Source organism: Acinetobacter sp. 226-1 (genome assembly GCF_030329325.1).
Classification (GTDB): Bacteria; Pseudomonadota; Gammaproteobacteria; order Pseudomonadales; family Moraxellaceae; genus Acinetobacter; species Acinetobacter sichuanensis.
The window spans coordinates 69693-87659 of the sequence record NZ_JACANU010000002.1 but is presented as its reverse complement, the minus strand read 5'-3'; the positions used below and the strand labels follow the sequence as shown (position 1 = coordinate 87659).

16 protein-coding genes, 5 tRNA genes, 1 other RNA gene and 1 pseudogene are annotated in these 17967 nt (G+C 37.0%); 12 read left to right on the top strand and 11 right to left on the bottom strand.

The annotated features are described in order from the left end of the window. The first annotated feature begins 1 nt into the window (after position 1). Complete coding sequence (locus HX124_RS03885) at positions 2-1057, top strand: hypothetical protein (protein ID WP_286382016.1); 1056 nt, start codon at positions 2-4, stop codon at positions 1055-1057. A gap of 28 nt (positions 1058-1085) precedes the next feature. After that, positions 1086-1580: an endonuclease V gene (locus HX124_RS03880; RefSeq protein WP_286382015.1), complete on the top strand. Its 495-nt coding sequence runs from the start codon at positions 1086-1088 to the stop codon at positions 1578-1580. Positions 1581-1685: 105 nt separating this feature from the next. On the opposite strand, the gene HX124_RS03875 is transcribed toward HX124_RS03880, so the two are convergent. After that, positions 1686-1762: transfer RNA gene (locus HX124_RS03875), tRNA-Met, on the bottom strand. 166 nt (positions 1763-1928) lie between these two features. Here HX124_RS03875 and HX124_RS03870 point away from each other — a divergent pair. Further along, positions 1929-2330, top strand: coding sequence for a hypothetical protein (locus HX124_RS03870; protein ID WP_107006969.1), 402 nt, complete (start codon positions 1929-1931; stop codon positions 2328-2330). Positions 2331-2466: 136 nt separating this feature from the next. Here HX124_RS03870 and HX124_RS03865 read toward each other — a convergent pair. The 4 genes from HX124_RS03865 to coaD form a co-directional block, all read right to left on the bottom strand. Beyond that, positions 2467-2543 (bottom strand) — tRNA-Met (locus tag HX124_RS03865). Between the two features lie 61 nt (positions 2544-2604). Beyond that, positions 2605-2987: RNase P RNA component class A (rnpB, locus tag HX124_RS03860), an RNA gene on the bottom strand. 28 nt (positions 2988-3015) lie between these two features. Then, a complete protein-coding gene (locus HX124_RS03855; RefSeq protein ID WP_107006968.1) occupies positions 3016-3279 on the bottom strand; it encodes a YfhL family 4Fe-4S dicluster ferredoxin in 264 nt (87 codons plus the stop codon). A gap of 1 nt (position 3280) precedes the next feature. Continuing rightward, positions 3281-3772 carry a pantetheine-phosphate adenylyltransferase gene (coaD, locus tag HX124_RS03850; protein ID WP_107006967.1) on the bottom strand — a complete coding sequence of 164 codons (492 nt, stop codon included), beginning with the start codon at positions 3770-3772 and terminating at the stop codon, positions 3281-3283. Positions 3773-3913: 141 nt separating this feature from the next. On the opposite strand from coaD, the gene smpB reads away from it, so the two are divergent. Then, on the top strand, positions 3914-4390 hold the full coding sequence (smpB, locus tag HX124_RS03845) for an SsrA-binding protein SmpB (RefSeq protein ID WP_107006966.1): 477 nt from the start codon (positions 3914-3916) through the stop codon (positions 4388-4390). Between the two features lie 43 nt (positions 4391-4433). Here the strand turns inward: smpB and HX124_RS03840 are convergent, their stop codons facing one another. From HX124_RS03840 to rluD, 5 genes are all read right to left on the bottom strand, one after another. Next, positions 4434-5720: a hypothetical protein gene (locus HX124_RS03840; protein ID WP_286382014.1), complete on the bottom strand. Its 1287-nt coding sequence runs from the start codon at positions 5718-5720 to the stop codon at positions 4434-4436. A gap of 271 nt (positions 5721-5991) precedes the next feature. After that, positions 5992-7266: a hypothetical protein gene (locus tag HX124_RS03835; protein WP_286382013.1), complete on the bottom strand. Its 1275-nt coding sequence runs from the start codon at positions 7264-7266 to the stop codon at positions 5992-5994. A 178-nt stretch (positions 7267-7444) separates the two neighbouring features. Next, a complete protein-coding gene (locus tag HX124_RS03830) occupies positions 7445-7999 on the bottom strand; it encodes a flavodoxin family protein (protein ID WP_286382012.1) in 555 nt (184 codons plus the stop codon). A gap of 39 nt (positions 8000-8038) precedes the next feature. After that, positions 8039-8779: a peptidoglycan editing factor PgeF gene (pgeF, locus tag HX124_RS03825; protein WP_286382011.1), complete on the bottom strand. Its 741-nt coding sequence runs from the start codon at positions 8777-8779 to the stop codon at positions 8039-8041. A 22-nt stretch (positions 8780-8801) separates the two neighbouring features. Continuing rightward, a complete protein-coding gene (gene rluD, locus HX124_RS03820; protein WP_286382010.1) occupies positions 8802-9854 on the bottom strand; it encodes a 23S rRNA pseudouridine(1911/1915/1917) synthase RluD in 1053 nt (350 codons plus the stop codon). Between the two features lie 71 nt (positions 9855-9925). Between rluD and HX124_RS03815 the strand changes: the two are divergent. Together HX124_RS03815 and HX124_RS03810 are read left to right on the top strand one after the other, a co-directional pair. Next, a pseudogene (locus HX124_RS03815) lies at positions 9926-10987 on the top strand (outer membrane protein assembly factor BamD); the annotation flags it as partial. 150 nt (positions 10988-11137) lie between these two features. Continuing rightward, positions 11138-13030 carry a DNA primase gene (locus tag HX124_RS03810; RefSeq protein WP_286382008.1) on the top strand — a complete coding sequence of 631 codons (1893 nt, stop codon included), beginning with the start codon at positions 11138-11140 and terminating at the stop codon, positions 13028-13030. A 67-nt stretch (positions 13031-13097) separates the two neighbouring features. Here the strand turns inward: HX124_RS03810 and hemA are convergent, their stop codons facing one another. Continuing rightward, positions 13098-14387, bottom strand: a complete 1290-nt coding sequence (gene hemA / locus HX124_RS03805; RefSeq protein WP_286376650.1) for a glutamyl-tRNA reductase — start codon at positions 14385-14387, stop codon at positions 13098-13100. Positions 14388-14464: 77 nt separating this feature from the next. On the opposite strand from hemA, the gene HX124_RS03800 reads away from it, so the two are divergent. From HX124_RS03800 to HX124_RS03775, 6 genes are all read left to right on the top strand, one after another. Beyond that, positions 14465-16177: a tetratricopeptide repeat protein gene (locus HX124_RS03800; protein ID WP_286376649.1), complete on the top strand. Its 1713-nt coding sequence runs from the start codon at positions 14465-14467 to the stop codon at positions 16175-16177. Between the two features lie 7 nt (positions 16178-16184). Then, positions 16185-16760, top strand: coding sequence for a lipoprotein insertase outer membrane protein LolB (gene lolB, locus HX124_RS03795; RefSeq protein ID WP_286382007.1), 576 nt, complete (start codon positions 16185-16187; stop codon positions 16758-16760). Positions 16761-16781: 21 nt separating this feature from the next. Next, entirely contained in the window at positions 16782-17609 is an 828-nt protein-coding gene (ispE, locus tag HX124_RS03790; protein ID WP_286382006.1) for a 4-(cytidine 5'-diphospho)-2-C-methyl-D-erythritol kinase, read from the top strand. Between the two features lie 4 nt (positions 17610-17613). Then, positions 17614-17688 (top strand) — tRNA-Gln (locus tag HX124_RS03785). 37 nt (positions 17689-17725) lie between these two features. Beyond that, positions 17726-17800 (top strand) — tRNA-Gln (locus HX124_RS03780). Positions 17801-17891: 91 nt separating this feature from the next. Continuing rightward, positions 17892-17966: transfer RNA gene (locus tag HX124_RS03775), tRNA-Gln, on the top strand. Position 17967: the final 1 nt, after the last annotated feature.

The window sequence follows — 17967 nt, the reverse complement described above, 5'->3', positions numbered from 1 at the left end:
TGTGAGTAGCGAAAGCGCTTTATCATTCATGAGCTTTGCTCAACAACTTGCTCAAGCACTTCAGCTTGAGCAAGTTCGCTTTATTAAAAAACAGTTACTTGAAACTCAAAACCCTATTTATATTGAAGGTTTCATCGCTCAGTCCTACCAAAATGCAGATAAAATTTTACTGCGTGATTTCATCAAACTAGAGCAACTTCAAGCAGTTATACAAAAGTATGCATTTGAGCTTAATTTAGGACCCGATATACTTGAGTTTATTGGCGTTGCAGCACAAAAAATCCATCATTCTGCTGCTCACAATTCGACTGTACTCAATGAGTTATTATCTGATGAAAATTTTGAATTATGGTTATTTAAAATTTTAGAATTAGAACAACTAAAAACCTATTTACAAGATCATCTTGAACATAACCCACAAATTCAACATATAAGCATTCAGCTTGCTAATCAAATTTTAGAACAAAATACACCTTGGCTGAGACAATTACGCCAATATACCGTCAAACAAGATCATCTGCGCTCTAAAGTACTGAGTTTCATTCAAGAACAACATCAAAATCTGGAACTCAAGCTAGAACAACAACTTGCAGCAGCAATCCGCTCGCAACTGATTCATATCATTCAACTTCCAAATGAAGACCTTGCAAATCTTGCCTATTTGATTTGGTCTGATCTTAAACAACGTCCATTAAAAGAAACTTTTTCTCAGTTCCAATCTATCGATTTTGAAGAATTTTTTATTTTAGTCTATGAAACATGGAAAGGACTACGTCAAACTGATTTTATGCAACACATTATCCTGCATGTTGTTGCTGCATTTTATGAATATTTTAGTGAATTTAGCTTACAAGAATTATTACATTCTGTCGGTTTAAATGAACATGATCTGCGTCTAGAAGCATATCGCTTTATTCCATCTTGCATTAAAGCACTGGATGAACATGATCTACTCGACTCAATTATTGCCTCATTAATTGCGCCTTTTTATCAAAATGAACATACTCAACAAACAATTGCCCATTTAATGAGTACAAATTTACCATTTAAAGCTTAAAATTTAACAAATATAAATAGAGTGAAAAATGATTTTAATTATTGATGTTCATTATCGAGAAACAGGTGCTTATGCTGTTGCAGGTTTAATCCAAGATTGGGATAGCCAAGAATTTGAACAATGTTATACCCTCCATATTACCGAAGTTGCTGAATATATTGCAGGAAATTTTTACAAAAGAGAACTTCCTTGCATATTACAACTTCTTGAATGTATTGATAAAGATTTTAAATATATAGTGATTGATGGCTATGTACAACTTGGTGCAGAACAACAAGCAGGCTTAGGCACACATTTATGGAATGCTTTAACCCATAAAAAAACGATTATTGGCGTAGCAAAAAATTATTATAAAGATACACCTGCAAACTGTGCGTTATATCGAGGAAATAGCAAAAAACCACTTTATATTACTTGCAAAGATATTCACTTAACAGATGCAAAAAATTATATTGCAAAAATGACAGGTCAATATCGAATTCCTGATTTAATCAAAAAAATTGACACTTTAACCAGAGTATAATCTTTTTCTATAGATGCTTTGAACGCATAAATTTTATCAAGCATTAAAAAATTATATTTTTACGCACAAAAAAAGAGACCATGCGGTGAGCATGGTCTATAAAAATGGTGGCTATGACGGGACTTGAACCTGTGACCCCCGCATTATGAGTGCGGTGCTCTAACCAACTGAGCTACATAGCCGTAAACTGTGTGCGCATTATCTAAATTTATAGATAATACGTCAAGCCCTCTCACGCACTAATGATCATGCTTTAAACAATTGAAAAACAAATGTTTAAAATTAATACATATTTCATTTTATTTATCGGACAATAGAGCAAAGTAAATCATCCATCTGGTCATAAAAATGAAGTTTAAATCTATTTTACTTATCGTTAATCTCTCTTTTTTAATCACTGCTTGTCAGATGATCAGTCCTATTTTTGTAGACTATAATGGCGTTCGCATGGATGTTGCAAAATGGATTAATCAACAACAACTCTTAACGATGCAGCAAAAACGTAGCTTGGCTCAACTCAGCAAGGCTCAACAACGTTTTTATCAGCTTGAACAAGCAGATGAAGCTCAAAAATTTGAAATTAACAAACAAAATGCGATAGCACTTCATTGCGCTCACTTGCATGTGAGTGAAAGTAAAATTGAAAAATTACAACAACAGATTTTCTCTGAAGAAAGCGCTCATTATTTACAAATGGCACAGCAATTACCAAAGCTTAAACTTGATGAAAAACAGATTCAATGTGAATAATTGACAATCTAATCAATTTCCAACCTTAAACCCTATAATCTTCTGCTTTTAAAAGCAGCAGATTAACTTTATCTCATTATTTTTCATGTTGAATAGATAAAAAAAAGACCACGTTTTGGAACGTGGTCTATAAAAATGGTGGCTATGACGGGACTTGAACCTGTGACCCCCGCATTATGAGTGCGGTGCTCTAACCAACTGAGCTACATAGCCGAAAACTGTGCGCGAATTATCTACTGTTATTACTAACTCGTCAAGCACTATTTTAAAAAATGTTTGAAGTGAGCCGATAAGCCGGGTTCTGTCGTGAACGATCATTCCTCTAGGCGTACAATCACTCATACGCTCAAGCGACCTACCCGAATCCAGCACGGGCCGTGCCTCAGGATTCCTATTTGGTCTTGCTTCTGGTGGGGTTTACCTTGCCATGAACTGTTACCAGCCATGCGGTGCGCTCTTACCGCACCCTTTCACCCTTACCATCTCTCTTGGTTTCCCCGAAAGGAAATTGCAAAGATGGCGGTCTACTCTCTGCTGCACTTGCCGTCGACTTTCGCCGCCCAGGCGTTACCTGGCACCCTGCCCTATGAAGCCCGGACTTTCCTCCCCTGCTTCAATCACGGAGATCTCCACAGCAGCGATCGTCTAGCTCACTTCAAGGGGCGCATATTAACAAATTTTTATATCAATTGCTTGTACTTTTTTGCGCAATCAGCCTTTTATATTTATCCATAAGCTGTTCTTGACTTTCAACATGCTCTGGATCTAAAGGAATACAATCAACTGGACAAAAAAGTGCGCATTGTGGCTGCTCATGATGTCCCACACATTCTGTACAAAGGCTTGGATTTATTTCATAAATCAACTCCCCCATATAAATTGCTTCGTTAGGGCATACAGGTTCACAGACATCACAATTGATACATTCATCAGTTATATATAAAGACACACTACCAACCTTGTTGAATTTTTTGTTCAAAAGCATTGACGACACATTGTGGAACAAATTTGTGTACATCACCTTTTAAACGTGCAATTTCCCTCACCATCGTGGAGGAAATAAAAGAGAATTGTTCCGAAGGTGTTAAAAACACAGTTTCAAAATGATGGTCTAATTGGCGATTCATATTTGCCAATTGAAATTCATATTCAAAATCTGAAACTGCTCTTAAACCACGGAGCACCGCTGTTGCCTTTTGTTCATTAAAGAAGTTTACCAAAAGTCCATCAAAACCGACAAATTCTACATTCGGTAAATGGCTTAAAGATTCTTGTGCTAATGCCACGCGTTCTTCTAAAGTAAATACAGGATTTTTATGATGTCCAATTGCGATAGCGACGACGACTTCATCAAACATTCGTGAAGCACGAGCCACTAAGTCGACATGTCCATTTGTTATAGGATCAAAAGTTCCAGGATAGATGACACGAGTTTTAGACATCCATTTATACTCTAGTTGTTTATGTAGATGCCTAGTTTAGCAAAAACTTATTTTGAAGCGAACCATCTCAATGCAAATGAAAGCACTTCACCTACAGCCAAGTTTGAGGCAAAATAAGATTAATCTTGGAAATTTTGAATTATGTCTAAAAATATTGTAGTTAAAAAAAATAATGGTGGCACCATTGCACAAAATAAACGTGCACGCCATGATTATTTTATTGAAGAAAAGTTTGAAGCAGGTCTAGCTTTACAAGGGTGGGAAGTCAAGTCTTTACGTGCTGGTCGCATGACGATCACTGAAAGCTATATTATTTTTAAAAATAACGAAGCTTTCTTATTTGGCTCACAAGTTCAGCCTTTATTATCGGCTTCAACACATGTTGTCCCTGAAGCCACACGCACACGTAAATTACTGCTTTCTAGACGTGAAATTGAAAAACTGCAAGGTGCAGTGAATCAAAAGGGCTATTCTTGTGTGCCTTTAGCATGTTATTGGAAAGGTCATTTGGTCAAAATCGAAATCGCTTTAGTGAAAGGTAAGCAACTTCACGACAAACGTGCAACTGAAAAAGACCGTGACTGGCAACGTGATAAAGCTCGCATTATGCATAAATAAAAGCGGTAAAAAACCTCCAAATTGGAGGTTTTTTATATCAGCATTAGCAAAATTTTAGGCTGCCGTAGCAGTTTGGGGCAAATGTTTGATTTTGAAGCTGTAAGTCTTTTAATGGAAAATCAACACGCGTGTTTGGTAAATTTACATTTCCAACAGTTAAAGAGTCACCAAATAAACAATCTATAGCACCACAAGTTGGTGGATTTGCTTTTATATAGTTACTAATAGGATTCACAACTTGTTTTAAAACATCATTAGTAATATCAATTTTTTTAGTTGGATTAACATTACCAATATCAATTGGATCTTCAATGGCTAACCACCACCCACGTTGAGCTGTTGCTGCTGTACCATTCCAAAAAATATCTTGTTTCTGCATAGAGAGTGAAAAAGGATTATTTAATTTAAGTTTATGAATGTAGCCCAAATTCTCATTAACTGTAATATCAGCCTTCAAGCCTGTAATATTTCCATCTACTTTTTTCTGAAGCTTTAATAATCCTAGTAAAATAGTGATTGAAGCCCTCAGATCACCAGAAAAATTCAGTTGATTGATATTTGCATAACCACCCAATTGAACACTATTTAATCTACGACCATTAACCGTTGTTCCATTAAGAAAAATATCTGCAGAAGCGGAATCCAAATTCAGACTATAATTATTAGAGTCAAAACCAAGTGTTGGACAAAGAATTAAAACACATGCTCTCACATTACCATTTATTTTCATCCCTGTATCAGTGTAGCTCATGGTTCTTGGTAGAGTATATCCTACCCCAGTTGTATCTTGAATTTTCATATAACCACTGAGGCTATTAATCCCATTAGGTGTACCTGTATTTTCCTCACCAAGAGTCAACATCCCCAAGACTTTTTCCGCACTCAGACGAAAACCCATCATTTCACGAGTAGAGGCAGAGTTTGGATTTTTAATGGCAAACTCAATAAAAGGATTGGTCATTTTTGCAGAAGAACCGACCCGCTCTTCACGTGTTTCACCAAGACCTGACAGACTTAAATGATCAATATCAATATCACAACCACCTGGTCCATTTATACCACCACAGCCCAGTTGTAACTTTTTAATATTGGCATTTAATTCCACATTCGCTTCCATACCCAGTTTATAAAAACCGATATTTTGTGAAGCCATTGAAGCGTTTGCTTTTGAGGGATCTGTATAAGTAAGATTCATTAATGCCTGACCCTGCACCTGAGAAAGTTCAGAATCTGATAATGATTTGAATGTTAAGTCATCTGCATGGGTTAGACCACTCGCTAAAAAATAGACAGCGCTAAAGATAACTAAGCTCTTTTTTATTTTTATCATATTTACTCCATTTTTTTATTTCTTACTCGATACACTCAATGACACAAGTTTTATCATTATTAAGCAAAACTAACATCATTAAATAAATAAATCAAACACATAAAACAACATTAACGTGATAAATATCACAATTAAGGATCCATTATTTATTCCATAAATTAAGCACTAGATTTAAGCACTAGACATTTTTATTAACAGGTAAAATACATATTTTTCATAAATAAAAGCTGTAAAAAAAACCTCCAAAATTGGAGGTTTTCTTATATCAGCATTAGCAAAATTTTAGACTACCGTAGCAGTTTGGAGCGAAGTTTTGGGTGGCAAGTTGAATATCCTTCAATGGAAATTTAACTGTTTGACCTGCTAAATTTACAGGTGGGATGGTTACACCGCCCACACAACTAATAATTGTAATACCACTACAATCTGTTGGATGATCAGTTAAATAGGTTGATAGTGGTTGTATCACTTGAGATAACACATCATTTGTAATTTGAACTTGATCAGTAGGATTAAGATGACCAATATCAATAGGATCTTCAATTGCTAACCACCATCCTCTTCGGGCTGCAACTGTAGAACCACTCCAATTAATATCTTGTTTTTGCAGTGACAATGAAAATGGATTATTCAGATTGATTTTATGGATAAACCCAAGGTTTTCAGAAATATCTAAATCCGCTTTTAATCCAGTAATACTCCCTTTTGCATTAATTGGAATAGATACCAAATTGATTGGAAAAATTTGAATTTGAGCTTTAATACCGCCATTAAAAAATAATTCATTGATGTTGGCTGAACCTTTTAACTGCGCGGAATTAATACGGCTACCTGTAATTGCCGTTTCTCCTACCAGAATATCAGCCTGCGTTGATTGCAGATTTAAATTATAATCAGTTGTATTAAAACCATAAGTTCCTATCCCTCTAATTTTACCACTGATCTGCTGTCCACCAACATCTGATGATTTAAGGGTTCTTGCGCCAGTAAATGCAGTTCCTGTCGTTTCTTTAATTTTCATATAACCACTGAGGCTATTGATCCCATTAGGTGTACCTGTATTTTCCTCACCTAGGGTCAGCATTCCCAATACTTTTTCCGCACTCAGACGAAAACCCATCATTTCACGGGTAGATGCTGAATTTGGATTTTTAATGGCAAATTCAATAAAAGGATTGGTCATTTTTGCAGAAGAACCGACCCGCCCCTCCCGTGTTTCAGCAAGCCCCGAAAGACTTAGATTATCAATATCAATATCACAGCCACCTGCACCATTTACACCACCACAGCCCAGTTGTAACTTTTTAATATTGGCATTTAATTCCACATCGGCTTCCATACCCAGTTTATAAAAACCGATATTTTGTGAAGCCATTGAAGCATTTGCTTTGGAAGGATCGGTATAAGTAAGATTCATTAGTGCCTGACCTTGCACCTGAGAAAGCTCAGAATCTGATAATAATTTTAATGTTGAGTCATCTGCGTGTGTTAGACCTATTGTTAAAAAAAACAAAGCACTAGAGATGACTAATCTCTTAGTTATCATTACGTTTACTCCAATTTTTATTTTATTTTTTACATGCTGATTCCATCAAGCAAGTCAGAGTATTATTAATTAAAATTAAACTTTTGAAAGTAAATAGGTTTACAAAATATATATAGAAATATAAATTATATGAACCAAATCACAGTTGTTAATTTTCAACCAACTGTTTAAAAAAACATTATTTAGATATTCTTATTAACAATAAGGCAACATATTCGCCAAACCAAACTGCTGTTTCTAAATCTCCTTTGGGTGGCGTAATGTCTGTTGGTGCATTATCTGATTGAGTCATTAATCCTAGAAAACTCGACATCCGATTTAAGTCTTCGGTATTACGACCTGTCGGCATTAAAGGTAAACCTGTCCATAACATGCCGTGTTGCATTGCAAATAAATTGATTTGCTGAAGTACAGCCAGTTTGTCTCCACTCAGACCGCCGCCATTGGTAAAACCTGCTGCAAGTTTGCCTTGCCATGTACGTGCTAACCAACGTTTTGAAGATTGCTCCATGAATTGTTTTAAACCAGAAGTTAAATTTCCCATGTAGGTTGGGCAACCGAAAAGAATGGCATCTGCTTGATCCAAAACATCCCAATCTATATTTTCAATATTCATAAGATGAACTGTTGCGCCAACTTGGGTTGCGCCTTGAGCAATATGTTGAGCAACTTTCGCTGTATGCCCATAAGGGCTATGATAAACAATCGCAAGAGATTTAGCAGATAAAGACATATCAATTAAAACAAACAAATTTACTCAAGTTTACATGAATTACTGCATAAAGACGAATGTCGCCATACGTCCAGTCTTTGCATTTCTACGATATGAATAAAAATCTTGCTGCTGTAAATATGAACATTGCTCTCCACCTAAAATCAAATCTACACCCTTTAATTTGAGAATAAATCGGGCAATATGATAAAGATCAGCATAATATTTACCTGTTTGCTCACCCGCTTGAAAAGCTTGCTCTAATTCAGGATATTTCGCACAAAAAGCTGCTTTTACTTCTGCACCAACCTCAAAACAAGGTTGACTAATTGCGGCTCCAAGCCATGCCCAAGTCGGTTGTGTTTGCATTTCTTGAATTGTATTTTCAATAATACCACCTGCTAGCCCACGCCATCCTGCATGTAGGTTAGCAACTTCTGTGCCGTGTGCATTTCCTAAAACCACAGGCAAACAATCAGCCGTCATCATCATTAATGCATGACCTTTAGTTTGAGTTACTAAACCATCCCCTTCGAGTGCCTGTAATTCAATTTTGTCATTTACTGTATGGCAAATCGTGCTGTGCGTTTGAGTCATCCATGTGATTTTATTCACCGCATATTGTGAAAATTCATCCAATAAAATCATACGATGTTGTTGCACACGTTTCGGGTTATCATTCACATGCAATGCCAAGTTAAAACCTGCAAGTTCAGCTTGCTTTGAAGGTAAAGCTTGCGGATGTTGGATTTGAGTTTGTCCAACAAAGACGCCTTGTGGTAATCCTTGAACAAATTGCATGTGATTCTCCTTTATTTCTACATTAATACGCTTTATTTTCTGAGCGCAATACTTCAACCAACTGTGCAAAGTCTTCTGACCAAGGTGCTTCAAACATCATCTCTTCTTTGGTACGAGGATGAATAAGACCCAATTTTGCAGCATGTAACGCTTGGCGTTTAAAACCACGTAATGTATTAATCAAAGTTTCAGATGCCCCCGCAGGCACTTTAACGCGACTCATATAAACAGGATCACCCACTAAAGGATAACCAATATAAGAAAAATGCACACGAATCTGATGTGTACGACCTGTTTCTAGTTGCGCTTGTACACGGGTAAAGTTTTGGAAACGCTCTTTGACATTATAATGTGTCACAGCATCACGCCCGCCCGGTAAAATCGCCATTTTAATACGATCAACAGGATGACGCTTAATTGGCTCATCAATCGTGCCACCTGCGATGATATTGCCATAACAAATCAAATCATAAATTCGGTAAACAGATTTTTTTGCTAACTGCTTACTTAAGGCAAATTGAGCTTCTAAATTTTTTGCAACAACCAGTAAGCCACTGGTGTCTTTATCAATACGATGGACTAAACCTGCTCGTGTTAATTCTGCTGATTTTGGGAAATGATGCAATAAAGCATTCACCAAAGTTCCTGTTGGATTACCCGCACCCGGATGCACCACCAGACCTACTGGTTTATTAATCACTAGAATATCATCATCTTCATATACAATATTAAGAGGAATATTTTCAGGTTGTGCTGAAGTTTGTGCTGCTAATTCAACCTCTAAAGTAAGAAGCTCATTACCTTCACATTTGTACTTTGGCTTAACAATGTTACCATTTACCAACAAATGACCATCCTTCATCCACTGCTTGAGTTTTTCACGCGAAAACTCATTCCAAACAGTCGCTGCGACTTGGTCGATACGTTGCCCTAAGTAACCGTCATCCAATTGAAATTGCAACGATAAACGTGTTGCAGTTGTGGCTGAAGTATGATTATCTGCATCCTCAGAATCTTCAAGTAAATTGAAATCATTTTCTGAGAAATTAGAATTAGAAGATTGTGCTGAAGTCATTTGCTCATTCGGACAAAAGTGGTTTAATAGCGCAATTGTAGCCTATTGCCCGTATAAACAGAGGAATTTTTATGTCGCTACCACGTTATAAAGTTACAATGCTCGCATTATCTTTGAGCATAGCAACGGTATTTGTAGGCTGTAGCAGCAATCCGAGTAAAAAAGATATCGTTGATACTGGTCCTAAGTCAAGCGAGCAAAGCTACTACGACAAAGCGATGAAAGCCTTAGATAAAGGACAATACGGTGATGCTGAAAAATCATTACAAGCAATCGATACCTATTATCCAACTGGGCAATATTCGCAACAATCTCAGTTAGAGCTGATTTATACCAAATTTAAACAAAAAGATTATGAAGCAACAATTGCTCAAGCAGATCGTTTTATTCGCCTAAATCCACAGCATCCAAATGTAGATTATGCTTACTATGTGCGTGGCGTGGCAAATATGGAACAAAACTACGATGGCATTATGCGTTATACATCATTAAAGCAATCGCATCGTGATATTGGGTATTTAAAAGTCGCTTATCAAAACTTTGTTGACTTCATTCGTCGTTTCCCAAGCAGCCAATATGCCGTTGATGCAGCACAACGTATGAAGTTTATTGGACAAGAACTTGCTGAAAGTGAAATGAATGCAGCGCGTTTTAATGTCAAACGTAAAGCTTATTTAGCTGCTGTTGAACGTTCACAATGGGTGATTGAGCATTATCCACAGACTCCTCAGATTCCTGAAGCACTTGCAACAATGGCATATGGTTATGACAAACTCGGTGACAAAGCAACCTCTCAACAATATGTTGAACTCCTGAAACTCAACTATCCAAATCTTGTTAAATCAAATGGTGAAGTTAATTTACGTGCTGCACGTAAAGAAGGAAGTTTCCTGAACCGTGCAACTTTAGGGATCTTGGGGCGTGGTGAAAAAACACGTGGTGCAGTTGAAAGTACAGAATCTAGTGCCAAAGAAAAAAATGACAATCAAGCAAGTTGGCTAAATCGTGCAACTTTTGGTTTACTTGATCGTCCAGACCGTGAAGTTTCTTCGGAACCTGCACGTGCAGATGAAAGTTTGTATGATCGTCAACGTACTCAACAAACACCTGTAGAGCCAAAGCAAGCTGAACAATAAGTTCACACATTCAGCTCAATAGACAAAAGGCGGAATTAAATTCTGCCTTTTTTATGTGTAAGTAAATTCAATACGCATATACGCCTTGCTAAATCTAAGCTAAACTTATCGACCCGCTTCTTTTTAGATGTAATTTGGCTTTGACCTATGGCAATTCCTCAACACACGATTGATCAAATTTTAGATCGAACTGATATTGTCGATCTGATTGGTCAACGTGTGAAATTGAAAAAGACAGGACGTACTTATTCAGGTTGCTGCCCTTTTCATCAGGAAAAATCGCCATCCTTTCATGTCTATCGTGATAAACAATATTTTCATTGTTTTGGCTGTCAAGCGAACGGTAATGCAATCCGTTTTTTAATGGATATTGACCATCGCAACTTTGTTGATGTGATGAAAGACTTAGCCAATCAAACAGGTATTGAGCTACCTAAAGATAATCAAGACAATAAAAAAATATCTTATAAGCGTGAAGCCGCAAAACCATCGACAGCGCCTAATTTTACTGCACCACCTAAAACACCTGATCTAAACCAAAATGATATTGCACCTGAAATTGATCCTTTTGAAGCATTCAGCCAATATCCTGACCCTGAAGATTTTGATCCGACTCAGTTTAATATGATGAGTGATCAACAAATTCCACAAGAAGGGAATTTGTATGATCTTTTAGAAAATGTAGCGCAATTTTATGAAAAACAACTTCCTTCAAGTCAAAGTGCTCAACAGTATTTTAAACATCGGGGCTTAGGTAAAAATACGATCCAATATTGGCGTTTGGGCTATGCACCTGAAGATTGGCAACATTTAGAAAAAGCCTTCCCACAAGATATTGAAGGCTTAAGATTACTGGGGTTAATTCGCACCAGTGATAATGGTCGTGACTTTGACTTACTCCGTGATCGCGTGATTTTTCCTATTCGAGACAGTAAAGGTCGTGTGGTTGGTTTCGGTGGTCGTGCGCTCAATGACGATATTAAACCGAAATATATCAACTCGCCTGACTCTGAAGTATTCCATAAAAATCAGCTACTTTATGGTTTATATGAAGGTCGTAAAGAACGTGCACAAAACTGGCTCATGGTTGAAGGCTACATGGACGTCATTGCCTTACAACAATATGGTATTTCAGGCGCTGTTGCTACGCTAGGTACTGCAAGTAATGCAGACCATCTGGGAATTTTATTTAAACAAAATAATCAAATTACAATTGCTTTTGATGGTGATATCGCAGGTCAAAAAGCAGCTCGTCGAACACTAGAAATTGCTTTACCCTTACTTAATGACGGACGAGAACTTAAGTTTTTTGTCCTACCTAAAGAGCATGACCCAGATTCTCTGATCCGCAAAGAAGGCGTAGAAAGTTTCCATCGTTTATGGCAAAACGCGCCTTTACTTTCAGACTTTTTGTTTGCACTTCTCAGCCAAAACTATGAAATTACAACACCTGAAGGCAAAAGTCAGGTCATGGCTGAACTCAATCAATTGATTGAACTACTGCCTAAACAAGGTTCATATCGCTATTTATTACGTCAGTTTTTCCGTGAAAAGCTTGGATTTAACAAAAAATGGCAACCTCAAGTCAGCTTAGACGCAACTTTATCTTTTGCGCAAAATACAGGTAATGAAGAATTTGCCATCGCAATTTTAATGCAGCATCCTTTTCTCTATATTCATTTTGAAGTGTTACGTGCTTTTATTCAACCCAATGATTTTATTGCACAAATTCTAACGATCTTTGATGTGATTTTTGATGACTTACCTGATGATCAAGAACTTGCAACCTATTATATTTTAGGCGCATGTAGTGCCTATCATTTGCAACTTTCAGAAATTATACAACGTACCAATATTCAAGCTTTAACTGACTCACCAGAAATGGCAGATAAACTCGCCTCAGATTATTCTCTCGCCTTACAAGAGAAATATGTTAAACAAAAGCTCAAATCTCCTTCTTCGCTCATTGAAATGCGAAATTTACGTCGACAACTCAATGAACTCACCAAGAAAATTAGTTTAAAATTGGTGCATAGTTAATCTAAAAATAAAACCGATCAAAAGATCGGTCTTTTTTATTCACATATTTTATCAAATATATTTAAGATCAAGGCTTCAACTTCACCTTACGACCATTAGCAAAAATATCCTGAATATTTTCTTTCAACCATTCAAAATGTGAAGGATCTTCATCTTTAGCAGCATTGCGTAGCAAAATTGAAGTAGGATGTAAAAGTTTTTGTGTCAGACGATGTTGAAAATCTTTTAAAACCTGTTCCGCATTTTCGCCTGTTTGAATACGTTGCAACGCATCTTGTAGTTCAAGCTGACTTAAATTTTCACCTTGTTGACGATAGGCATGAATTGTTTCACCTGCATCATTAATTTTTTGCTGTGTCACTAACTGTGTCACGAGTTGATTGACCATCACTTCAGCTTCAACCGCCGCTTGACGACGATGTGCTAAATTTTCATCAATTACAGATTGTAAATCATCAACCCCGTACAAATACACACCATCTAAACTTTCAACTTTTGAATCAATATCACGTGGTACAGCCAAATCAACCAATAACATTTGTTGATAACGACGCTTTTTCAAAGCTGTCTTCACATCTGCAAAAGAAATGACTTGATATAAACTACCTGTACAACTTGAAATGACATCTGCTCGATGCAAATTTTCAGCTAATTCTGAAAATGGAATAATTTCAACTTCAACCCGATGTGCAATTTCTTGTGCTAACTTTTCAGCACGCTCTCGCCCACGGTTACAAATAAGAACTTTGGCAACACCCATTTCAGCTAAATGTTTTGCCACTAAGCTGTTCATTTCACCTGCTGCAACCACCATTACAGTCAGTTTTTCAGGTTTACTAAATACTTGTAATGCAAGCTGAGCAACGGCATAACCCATCGAAACAGCATGACTACCCACCGCAGTTTCAGAACGTACACGTTTAGCTGCATAAAATGCATATTCAAAAATTTGATTTAGATTTTGCGAAACAATATGAGCATCTTTTGCCAAAGCAAGTGCAGATTTTACTTGACCTAAAATTTGAGGCTCACCCAACATTAAAGAGTCAAGACCACTTGCAACACGCATGAGATGTGAAACAGCATCTGTATTTTCATAACGATATACATGATTTGACAATTGTTTTACATCAATACCATTTGATTGGGCAAGCCAATCTAATACCATATCGGCATTTTCAGCCATGGCATAAACTTCGGTACGGTTACAGGTCGAAACCACCACCATATCGTTCATTTCGTGATGTTGACCTTGTCCTGCAAACAAATTGCTTAATCGCTCTGGATTAAACGCAATTTTTTCACGTAACTCTACGGAAGCAGTTTGATGGTTGACACCCAATGCAAAGAAAGACATATCAGATCATCATTTCGCTAAATTTATGTTATTGTGCAATAACGGTGTCATAAAAAGCATACTTGGATAAAGAAAAATTGCGTCAAATAAGCAGCCGAATTAACGGCACGACAATTAAGCAATATTCTACCACATTCTTACTTGTCGGTAGTATGGCTTCTAGCGCTCATCTTCAAGCGGCTGGAGGATTGTATCATGCAAATTATAATACAGAAGCATTAAAACAAACCATGATCGCCGAATTTGCCCTAGCGTATCATGATACACCAACTGCACTACATAACTATACCGTACTTGCTATTCGAAATAATTCAACTTCAATTAAACAACGTGCATTAGACATTGCGATTGAGCAACATGATTTGCAAGCAGCACTCGATATTGCAACACATTGGGTTGTACAAGAGCCTGAAGATGTGCCAGCTAAATTTTATTTAGCTCATATCGCACTCAAAGCACATGAATATCAACTTGCTGCTGAAACCTTAGATCATATTTTAAATATTGATGCCAATGCTGATCTAGAGCAAATTTTAGCAGGAATCACTCCCGAATCAGAAGAAGATCGCCTCAATCTACTGAACACCTTATATGCAAGCAAAGAGAAAAATAATCCCTCTGTTCTCATTTTAATTGCAGGGCTTGAAGCACAAAACAATCAAATTGAAACTGCTTTAGCAACAATCAATAAAGCACTTAAAAAACGCCCTAAAGTCACAGGCTTTATTCTCATGAAAGCCAATCTTTTAATGGCTTTAGGCGATGAAAAACAGACTTTAGAATGGTTTGAATACAGTAGCCGTAAACATAAATACAACCTAGAAGTTCGTTTGGCTGAGGTGCGTTATCTGATCAAAATCAACCAATCTGAACAGGCTTTAGACAAACTCGAAAAAATTATTAAAACTTGGCCAAATGCTGAGGAAGCATTATTTATCGGTGGCTTAACAGCGATTGACCTTAAACAATATGACTTAGCTGAACAATATTTAGTCGAATTGCGCTATTCGAGTAAATATCAAAATGATGCCTATTTTTACCTTGCTGTAAATGCAGAGCGCAAACAACAACTTGAAACAGCAAAAGCATATTATCGCTTAGTCGATGGAAATTTATATACCGTTTCTAGGCGTAACCTCATTTCAATCTATGACCATCAAGGTAAACTCAATGATGTATTGCGTTTTTTAACGCAAGAGCGTGTAAATTATCCACAACATGCGAGTTTTTTATATCAAGCACAAGCTGAAATTCTAAAAAAAATGAATAATAAAAAAGCAGCCTTACGCTTACTCAACGAAGCAGTACATAATTTACCTGATGATCCAGAATTACTTTATTCAGAAGTTTTATTGCTAGATCCCTATGAAAATAAAGACCAATTGGATAAAGCACTCAAACAATTACTTATTTTAGAACCAAATAGCCCAACATATTTAAATGCTTATGCGTACACTTTAGCCTTGCAGAACCGCCGCCTAAAAGAAGCACGGAGTTATGCTGAAAAAGCGCTTGATTTTGCGCCAGAACAAGCCTCTATTTTAGATACTTTAGGCTATATTACCTTTTTGCAAAATGATTTTACGACCTCATCTCGAGTCTTACAAAAAGCTTATGAAATGAGTGGCAGCATCAATATTGGATTACGTTATGCAAAATCTTTATATATGCAAGGTTCTCTCGACAAATTTAATCAAGTGTTACAACAACTCAAAAAAAATCATCCAAATGATGCTGAATTACATCAACTTGATTCGTTATTGTTACCCCAACACTTAAATAAGAGTTAATTTCTTTATGCGCTTCATCGCTAAAACCGCTTTTGCATCTATAACTATGGCAGTCTTTGTTTTAACGGGTTGTCAACAATATGTTCAGCCGCAACAAAATCCACCCCAGATCGAAACAGCTCAAAACTTTCAGCTTGAAGGGAAAATTGGCGTTAAAACACCTAAGCAATCAGGCAGTGCTTTTTATACATGGCAACAAAATAACGAAAATTTTGACATTCAACTCACTGGAATTTTAGGTATTGGCAAAACTGTTATTCAAGGCAAATCGGGTGAAGTGACATTAAACAGCTCAAAAACTGGAGAAATTACTGCAGAAACGCCTGAAGAACTACTTGAACGAGCAACAGGCTGGATTGCACCAATCACACATATTATTGACTGGGTACAAGCAAAACCTGCAACCACAGCGGCAATTGTACAAAAAGACTCACAACAACGCCCTATCAAAATTGAAGAAGATGGTTGGACGGTTGATTTAAGCTACAACGATGCAGCGAACTTGCCAAATAAGCTGATTTTAAAGCAAGCGCTTGAAGCAGGACAAGAAAATCGTATTACAATGATCATTCAAAACCGCTAATTGATATAAGTTTAGGCTCTCATGATTCGTGTCCCTTCCCCTGCTAAGCTCAATTTATTTTTACATATCACAGGTCGTCGTGCTGATGGTTATCATGAGTTGCAAACTATTTTTCAGCTCATCGATTTATATGATTGGATGGAATTTCAACAAACAGATCACGCTCAAATCACAATTGATGGTTTAAGCAATGTCGATTTGGAACAAAATTTAATCTACAAAGCCACACAAATTTTAAAGCCTTATGCAAAAAAGCAAACGGGTTTAAAAATTAACATTGAAAAAAATATTCCGATGGGTGCGGGTCTAGGTGGTGGCTCATCTAATGCAGCAACAACGCTGCTCATCGTCAATCAATTGTGGCAATGTGGCTTAAATATTGAACAATTGGCTGAATTGGGCTTAAAATTAGGTGCAGATGTTCCCATCTTTATTCATGGTAAAAATGCTTGGGCGGAGGGAGTTGGCGAACACTTAACATTCATAGACTTAGCTCAAAAACAATACATTGTGTTAAAACCTGATTGTTTTATCAGCACTCAGTTGCTTTTTTCACAAAAAACATTGACAAGAGATACAAAGCCCACTAAATTTTGCGCCTATCAACAAAACTCATTTAATTTTAGAAATAACTTTGAGCCTATCGCTCAAAAATTATATCCAGAAGTAAATGAAGCGATGCAATACTTAGATCAGTTCGGTAAAGCAAAGTTAACAGGTACAGGTGCTTGTGTTTTTGTTGAAGTCACTGAGCATATGATCATTGATGACGTTTTAAAAAATTCACCATGTAAAGCTTACTTGGTTAATGGTTTAAAAGAATCACCATTGATTCATGTTAAAGTGTAATGATAGGGGCGTCGCCAAGTGGTAAGGCACCGGGTTTTGATCTCGGCATCCGTTGGTTCGAATCCAGCCGCCCCTGCCATCATTTTCACCTGTAGATGTTTGTTCATCGCTGTAATAGGGGCGTCGCCAAGTGGTAAGGCACCGGGTTTTGATCTCGGCATCCGTTGGTTCGAATCCAGCCGCCCCTGCCATTTTCTCAAAAAAGACAGAACATGGTTGTTTGCTTAAAGTGTCAATATTCCTTGACATAGCCAAGCAAAAATACTAAAATTCTGCCGCATTAGGGGCGTCGCCAAGTGGTAAGGCACCGGGTTTTGATCTCGGCATCCGTTGGTTCGAATCCAGCCGCCCCTGCCAT